Origin of the sequence: Halomonas sp. ND22Bw, assembly GCF_003011945.1 — a bacterium.
GTDB lineage: Bacteria > Pseudomonadota > Gammaproteobacteria > Pseudomonadales > Halomonadaceae > Halomonas > Halomonas halophila.
Genome location: NZ_PXWD01000745.1, coordinates 1 through 276 on the forward strand (window position 1 = coordinate 1; position 276 = coordinate 276).

Consider the following 276-nt stretch of genomic DNA (forward strand, 5'->3'; position numbering starts at 1 on the left):
AGTTATCGTCCAGTTGGCTCCAGCGATCTGTTTCGCGAACTGAGCGTTCCGTTGATAAAGCATCCGGGGATGTCGTTGCGTCTGGTTTATCAGGATCCGATGGGCAACTATTTCCATTCGTTGATGACCACCGCGCCGCTCACGGGGGCGATTGGCTTTATCATTGTTATGCTCTTCCTGGCGGTACGCTGGTTACAACGGCAACTTGCCGGGCAAGAATTGCTGGAAACCCGGGCTACTCGTATCTTAAACGGTGAGCGTGGCTCTAATGTGTTG

1 protein-coding gene is annotated in these 276 nt (G+C 52.9%); it reads left to right on the forward strand.

Annotated elements, in window-relative coordinates:
• The coding region (locus tag CVH10_RS20115; protein WP_219924886.1) for a hypothetical protein at positions 1-276 on the forward strand (276 nt) is incomplete at both ends.